The organism is Bradyrhizobium sp., assembly GCF_019244115.1.
GTDB lineage: Bacteria > Pseudomonadota > Alphaproteobacteria > Rhizobiales > Xanthobacteraceae > Bradyrhizobium.
The window spans coordinates 1-5869 of the sequence record NZ_JAFATE010000103.1 but is presented as its reverse complement, the minus strand read 5'-3'; the positions used below and the strand labels follow the sequence as shown (position 1 = coordinate 5869).

At 60.7% G+C, this 5869-nt stretch carries 6 protein-coding genes and 1 pseudogene; 2 read left to right on the top strand and 5 right to left on the bottom strand.

Annotation, left to right across the window (positions count from 1 at the left end):
- Positions 1-738, bottom strand: a 738-nt coding sequence (locus JOZ76_RS04810) for an NYN domain-containing protein (RefSeq protein WP_291697483.1), incomplete at its 3' end; no start/stop codon positions are given.
- A gap of 400 nt (positions 739-1138) precedes the next feature.
- Here JOZ76_RS04810 and JOZ76_RS04805 point away from each other — a divergent pair.
- The gene (locus JOZ76_RS04805; RefSeq protein WP_291697482.1) at positions 1139-1411 is read left to right on the top strand and encodes an AbrB/MazE/SpoVT family DNA-binding domain-containing protein; all 273 of its coding nucleotides are present in this window, start codon (positions 1139-1141) and stop codon (positions 1409-1411) included.
- Positions 1412-1771: 360 nt separating this feature from the next.
- Here the strand turns inward: JOZ76_RS04805 and JOZ76_RS04800 are convergent, their stop codons facing one another.
- The 3 genes from JOZ76_RS04800 to JOZ76_RS04790 are packed head-to-tail and all read right to left on the bottom strand — an operon-like array spanning position 1772 to position 3812.
- Positions 1772-2050, bottom strand: coding sequence for a hypothetical protein (locus JOZ76_RS04800; RefSeq protein ID WP_291697481.1), 279 nt, complete (start codon positions 2048-2050; stop codon positions 1772-1774).
- Positions 2051-2052: 2 nt separating this feature from the next.
- Positions 2053-2478 (bottom strand): hypothetical protein, encoded by a 426-nt coding sequence (locus JOZ76_RS04795; RefSeq protein WP_291697480.1) that lies wholly within the window; start codon positions 2476-2478, stop codon positions 2053-2055.
- The gene (locus tag JOZ76_RS04790) at positions 2475-3812 is read right to left on the bottom strand and encodes an MFS transporter (RefSeq protein ID WP_291697479.1); all 1338 of its coding nucleotides are present in this window, start codon (positions 3810-3812) and stop codon (positions 2475-2477) included. The genes JOZ76_RS04795 and JOZ76_RS04790 overlap by 4 nt, the downstream gene beginning before the upstream one ends.
- 419 nt (positions 3813-4231) lie before the next feature.
- Here JOZ76_RS04790 and ligD point away from each other — a divergent pair, with 419 nt between their 5' ends.
- Complete coding sequence (gene ligD / locus JOZ76_RS04785; RefSeq protein WP_291697478.1) at positions 4232-5182, top strand: non-homologous end-joining DNA ligase; 951 nt, start codon at positions 4232-4234, stop codon at positions 5180-5182.
- A gap of 96 nt (positions 5183-5278) precedes the next feature.
- Here the strand turns inward: ligD and JOZ76_RS04780 are convergent.
- Positions 5279-5869: pseudogene (locus JOZ76_RS04780) on the bottom strand (glycosyl transferase); the annotation flags it as partial.

Sequence of the window (5869 nt, the reverse complement as noted above, 5' to 3'; positions counted from 1 at the left end):
TTTTGGCGGCGATCCGGCAGCGGACTTGGTGCGGATGCGCAAGGAGCCGCCTTTTGGATGGTCGATTTCGAACGCATTGGTCTTTCGCACCAGATCGCTCAGCTTGCGAAAGCCGAAAGTTCGGGGGTCGAAGTCGGAAGCGAGATTGGCCAGCTGCTTTCCAACTTCCCCCAATGCCACCCACCCGTCTTCGGTTTCCATCTGCGTGATGACTCTCATGATGATCGGCGTGGCTGCGCTGGGAGGCTGAAGGGGCTTTGACGCAGAGCCGGCATCCTGGCTGTTCGCGGCGCCGGTCAGCAGGTTCTCCGTGTACACGAACCTTCGGCAGGCCTGCCGAAAACTCTCCGGGGTCTTCTGCTCACCGAACCCGAAGACATCGACGCCCTGCTCGCGGATCCGGGCGGCAAGCCGCGTGAAATCGCTGTCCGAGGACACCAGACAGAAACCATCGAATCGACCGCTGTGAAGCAGGTCCATCGCATCGATGACCAGCGTGATGTCGGATGCATTCTTTCCGGTGGTGTAGGCAAACTGCTGTTGAGGGATGATGGCGTGCTTCGATAGCGTATCGGCCCAGCCCTTCGATCGCGGATTGGAGAAGTCGCCGTAGATGCGGCGAACGCTCGCCTCTCCTATCTTCGCAATCTCCTCGAACAGGCCATCCGCGATCTTCGCGGAAGCATTGTCCGCATCAATCAGAACAGCGAGACGAGGCGAACGGGGTTCGGACGGCATGACGTATTCCCAAGATGGATGCTGATGAAACCTGCCAGAACTGGGAGACCTGGATCACGTTCTTCCATTGGCGCAGAGCTCATGCAGAGCCGACATGATTGGGCGCACAAGTCAACTGGCAGAGCACCGAAAAGCCTCGCTTTTCGGAAGGCGTGCACCTGCACGATGAGGTTTCCATGGATACGCAGCGACAGGCGAGACCCCGGCGCATGGCTCAGTGGGAGAGCGTTCCCTTCACACGGAGAGGTCCAAGGTTCGATCCCTTGTGCGCCCACCATGTTTCGCGAGCTGCACCGGACAAGGCCCCCCTATCCTGGCGAAGCGGCAGACTGCCGCGGCCCCAGTCTTGCCCGAAGCGGGTTTGGACCTATCTTACTTTCGGCTTACCGTGGATAACCGAATGGCTGCCGGCAAGCCGACAACAATCGTCTCGACCAAGGGTCGGGTCATCCTGCCGAAGGCGATCCGTGAGGAACGCCGCTGGCTGGCGGGTACACGGCTCACGATCGAGAGCACACCGGACGGGGTGCTTCTAAGACCATCCTCGCCGTTCCCGGCGGCCAAGCCGGCGGACGTCTTCGCGTCGCTGCCTTATCAAGGCAAGCCAAAGAGCATAGAAGAGATGGAAGCAGGCATCGCCGCGGAGGGGCGGCGACGTCATGCTCGCGATTGATACCAACCTGGTCGGGCGATCATCCCCAGCAATGGGCGAGAGCCAAAGCCGTCATCGACGGACTTCCACCGATGCTCGCAGGCCGCCTCCGCTCGCCGCAGTTGGGCGACTGTTGCCGCGCACGTGAGGCGAACTCGCACTGCGCGCGCCGGCGCTGAAAACGCCGATCCGCAGGCCGGGCGTTACCCCGGCGGCTATCCCCCAGGCCGGCCGGCGCGCGGCGCCGGCCGATCGTTGGCGCGGCTTCAGGGTGGCTTCACCAGGAGCGCAAGACGCTCCTCTGCGGATCGATCAACGTAGCACATCGCAAGCGCTTCCGGCACTTTCCAAAGCATCGCGGCTTTCGGGCTTGCGCCTATCTCACCAGTCCGCCCCGGTCCTCCCCAGCTTCCGGTTTCCCTCGACGCTCAGATGAACACGGTCAGGCATGCCTCGCTCCCTGTTGATGGACAGGTAGATCGGCATCACGTCGATGACCTTAATGCCCCGGGCCGCCAGCTTGCTCGTGGCCGCAATGTTCGCAGCGGGATCATTGTTGACGATGTTGGTCTGCCCTCGATGGTTGTCGTTGCAGGCATTGACGCACAGGAGGACGATCTTCGTTCCATCGGGAACGTCGCTGTTAACACGTTCAAGCACCCCTAAAGTGGTATCTCCCCAGCTGCGAAGCGGCGTGCCACCTGCATAAACGGGTGTGAGGGCGTATCCGGATAGACCAGCTTGAGCGTATGTTCGGCGGCACATGCACCCTGCCCCTGCACGATGAATGGCATTGCCACCGCTGCAGTAACCAATTGCCGCCTGTTCATCAGCGTTTCCTCCCAGGATGTGATAAATTTCTGTTCTTCGCTCCGGTGTCGCATCGCGGCGACTTCGGCATCGCCGCGAGCCTGCTCCTGCTTGGCTGGTGCCCTAAATACTCGCCCATCTTTGCCGAGTCTCCTGGACCGGCAGTAATCCTGAAAGAGCGCAGTCGTCGCGTCCAGATGGGCTGACGGCATAACGGAAATATCAGCGTCTATCTGGCTGCGGTTGGCTTCGCTGCACGAGGATTTCTCGCAACTCACGTGAGAGGTTCTCGAACAGTAAGAATAACGAGGAAGGTCAGCAGCGATGCGCCCGCCATCGCGAGAAAGACCCAGTCCCAGCCGAATCGATCCAGAATAAAACCGGCCGCAAGCGGGGCACAGGCGCCGCCGATCTGCCCCCCCGTATTCACGATCGCACTGACAACCGGAAAGGTCTCGCGGCTGGCCAGCGCCATCGGATAGGCCATGTAGGCCGAGAAACCGAAGCTGAAAAGAAGGCCAGTTACGAACAGCAGCGCAGCAAATGCGATCGATTCCGATGGCGAATTGATCAGCGCATACATCGTGAGTGCGGTGGCCACAGCAGAAAATATCATGCCGGGCTTGCGGCGCCTGTCGAACCAGCGGTCGGAGGCATATCCGCCGATCAGATTGCCGAGCACGGCTCCGATCCACGGAGCAGCCGCAACGAGTCCACTTCCTGCGACCGAGAATTTCTTGACGGTGATGAGGTAGGTTGGGATCCAGGCCAGCATGTAGTTGGAGATGCCGAGTTGGAAAGCATACCCCAGCGAGCAGCCCCAGATGTCCCAGGATCCGAAGATTTTCGCCCTCGTGTCGAGCGTTTCCGCTTTTTCCGCACGGATGAGCTTATCGAGCAAGCCGAGATCACGGCGCGCCGCCGCTCCCCTCTCGGCCCGCACAATTGTCTTGTCCGATATCAGATCAAGCTCCTCCCGATTGCAGAAGCGGCTTTCAGAAGGCCTTTCGTTGACGAGCCAATACCAAAGAAGCGCGAAAATTACGCCGGGGATGGCAAAGCAATAGAATATCTCCCGCCAGCTCCAGTAGGACACGATGACCGCACAGATCGGCGGGACGATCACCGGGCCGAATTTGACGGCGGAGAGAAAGACCCCACTCGCAAAGCCTTTTTCACGTGCGGAAAACCAGTTGTTGATCGTCGTTGCCACGCCGATGGGCAGGGGCGCCTCGACTACGCCGAGACCAAGGCGGCTTAGCTGAAGCATCAGGTGCGAGTTGCTGAACCCCGTCAGCGCGGTGAAGCCCGAGGTGAGCAGCATTGCCCAGGAGAAAAAACGATGGACGCCGAACCTGCCAATGGCCAGGCCAGAAGGGATTTGCGCCAGTGCATATCCCCACAGAAACAGGCTGAGGAGAGCTCCTGCTTGCGTATTGGACATCGAGAATTCTTTGCGCATGAAAGGCATCGCAAAGCCGATATTCGCCCGATCGGCCGCCGCGATCGTGTAGACCGCGAAAATCAAGGCAAGCACCATCCACCGGAAACGAGAAGGCCGAGCGAGCGCCGCGCTCCGCGCCCCTCCTGCGCTTGCTGCTTCTTCAGCCATATGCCTCCCCACCCACTGCATCATTTCAGGTGTCGCTTGACGCGAGCGCCTCGTTTCCGCCGGTTTATGCGCTCCAGCTTAAGCTGGAAAATCGGCTATCGAAAAACAGATAAAATTCATCTGAAAGCATCGTTTTTTGGAATGGCGCACCTTCCTTTGCAAGCAGGCCCTTTGCAAGCAGGCTCACCCGAGCGGACTTTTCACATCCAACATTCCTGATCGGAAATGGACAGATATGAAATTATATCGCCTTCTTGGCTACCAGCGTCCCTACCCTGACGTGATCGCCGCTGACCCTTCCGCATCAGCAGCGAGGCTCAACCGAAGGGGTCATATGGAATGCCCGTGTCGGCAGCACCGTAAGCGATAAGGACCAATGCCGTTGAACTAGAGCGGCAGGCTTATTGTGAGGTATTGAGTTGCGCAAGCGCACGCAGACACGTTTTTCCGCGCGCATGATCCAGGGCGCCAGACCTTCGGACATGCCCGGCTTCGTGGCGCCCCAGCTCGCGGCCTCCCGCGCCAGGGCGCCCTCGGGCGACCAGTGGCTCCACGAGATCAAGTACGATGGCTACCGCGTCCAGCTGCACGTCGACAAGCAGCGGCGGATCATCTTTACCCGCACCGGGCTGGACTGGACCAAAAGGTTTGCGGTGATCGCCGGCGCCTTCGACATCCCTGTCGAGCGCGCCATCCTCGATGGCGAGATCGTCGTCATCAGGGACGGCCGCACCAGCTTTGCCGAACTGCAGGCCGAACTCGCCAAGGGCAACCAGGACCGCCTGCTGTTCTATGCGTTCGACCTTCTGTACCTGGAAGGTTTTGACCTGACAGAGGCAGCGCTGGTCGAGCGCAAGCGCATCCTCAAGATGTTGTTCGACGAAACCGGCCTTCAGAGCCCGATCGTCTACAGCGAGCACCTGCAGACGGACGGCAACCAGATGCTCGCCCATGCCTGCAAGCTGAAGTTCGAAGGGATCATTTCCAAGAACGCGCAAGCGCCCTACCGCTCCGAGCGCAGCGACGCCTGGATCAAGGTGAAGTGCCTGCAGCGCGGCAAATTCCCGGTGGTCGGCTTCGTCAAGGACGCAGCCGGCGTCGCCGCGCTCCACCTCGGCAGGCAGGACGGAAAGGACCTGGTCTACGCGGGCAAGGTCGGGACAGGCTGGTCCCGGACCGTGTCCGGCCAGATCCGCAAAAAGCTCGATTCGGTGCTGATCCCCACCTCGAAGCTTACGAGGCCAATCCGGGACCCGAAGGCCATTTGGGTTGAGCCGAAGTTTTTGGCCGACGTGGAATACCGCGACACGACAGCCGAAGGCCTGCTCCGCGCCGCCTCGTTCAAGGGCCTCACCAAGAGAACCGGCTGAGCTAGAGCCTTTTCGGCTCCGATTGAATCGGAACGCAGGAGCTGGATTTTGCAATGGTCCACGCAACCGCGCCGGACGACAAAGCATCGATATGGTTCAAGGCCCGCTCCCGGTCTCCCGAACAGCATCAGGCGGCTGGTACGAGAGGTAGGCAAGCCGGCGCGTCTCGCGCCGACCGCGCACCACCGTATCGAGGATCAGGCCGGTAAACAGGCAGAGGAACGCGACGATGACCAGGCCGGTTGCGAGCAAGGCCGTCGGCAGGCGCGGCACCAGGCCGGTCTCTGCATAGGTGATCGCCAGCGGGATCGCGAGCAATACGGCCGATACGGCGAGCGCGCCGCCGATCGCTCCGAAGAACTGGATCGGCTTCTCGGTCCGGAACAGCGTCAGGATCATGTGGAGGATGCGCCAGCCGTCGCGAAAGGTGGAAAGCTTCGATACCGACCCCTTGGGCCGTGCGACGTAGGCCGTCATCATCTCCCCCACCGGCATCCGCATTTCAAGCGCGTGGACGCTGATTTCCGTCTCGATCTCGAAGCCGGTCGAGAGCACCGGGAAGCTCTTGACGAAACGGCGCGAGAAGACGCGGTAACCCGACAGCACATCGGTGAAAGAGCGGCCGAAGATCCGCGCCAGGATACCGGTCAGCATCGCGTTGCCGAAACGGTGGCCAGGGCGATAGGC